This is a genomic window from Oleiphilus sp. HI0066 (assembly GCF_001635725.1).
In genome coordinates this window covers 1-790 of the sequence record NZ_LWFH01000105.1, presented here as the reverse complement: position 1 = coordinate 790, position 790 = coordinate 1, and the positions used below count along the sequence as shown (strand labels likewise).

At 39.9% G+C, this 790-nt stretch carries 2 protein-coding genes; both read left to right on the top strand.

What is annotated here, in order from left to right:
* A partial coding sequence (locus A3738_RS30380; RefSeq protein WP_197473512.1) for a hypothetical protein occupies positions 1–297 on the top strand: 297 nt, incomplete at its 5' end.
* 64 nt (positions 298–361) lie between these two features.
* Positions 362–691 (top strand): multidrug efflux SMR transporter, encoded by a 330-nt coding sequence (locus A3738_RS01635; RefSeq protein ID WP_068476514.1) that lies wholly within the window; start codon positions 362–364, stop codon positions 689–691.
* The last annotated feature ends 99 nt before the right edge of the window (positions 692–790 follow it).

The window sequence follows — 790 nt, the reverse complement described above, 5'->3', positions numbered from 1 at the left end:
ACGAGTGCTCATGCTTTTAAGCCATCTTATTGTGACGATGCTCTGAGTCATTTTGCTATCAAATTGCAAGCAGGCGATAAGCTTGGTAACCCATCCTCGGCTTTGCCAAATGACGACTACAAATATGGTCATTTGCCAAATATTTGCATCTTATTCGGTATGAAAGAGGCGAGAGCTACAAACTGGTTGGCGCACAAGAGCAAAAATGCTTCTCGTGTCATATTGGAAGAGCGCGTTATTGAAACGCTGCAATCCAATTATTATGGTCCCTTTGATTTAGTGGATATCAGACAATAAAAGAATTGATTTTTATAGAATGGTTCTAATTCCCCTCAAGAAAAGTAGTCTTAAAGGAAAATAAATGGCTTATCTGTATTTGCTCATCGCAATTGTTTCGGAAGTAATTGGTACGAGTGCTTTGAAAGCATCGGAAGGGTTTGCCAAGCTTGGGCCGAGCGTTCTTGTGGTGCTTGGATTTTCTGTGGCGTTTTATTGCTTGTCGTTAGTGCTGAGATCTATTCCGATGGGGGTGGCTTATGCAATCTGGTCGGGTTTAGGGATTGTTTTGATCTCTATCGTTGGCTTTATTATTTTTGATCAAAAGATCGATGTTGCGGCGATAGTGGGTATTGTTCTCATCATTAGCGGCATTGTTGTAATGAATGTATTTTCGAGTACTGTGGGGCATTGAGAAATAAAACATAAAACGGGGATCATCTAGATTCTCAAGATAGCGTGCATATATTGATTAAAAAACGGCGCGTTATTGGTAAACATGAAATTGGAATTA

Coding starts and splice junctions, on each gene's coding strand:
- A3738_RS01635 (WP_068476514.1), top strand. CDS start 362: ATGGCTTATCTGTATTTGCTCATCGCAATTGTTTCGGAAGTAATTGGT.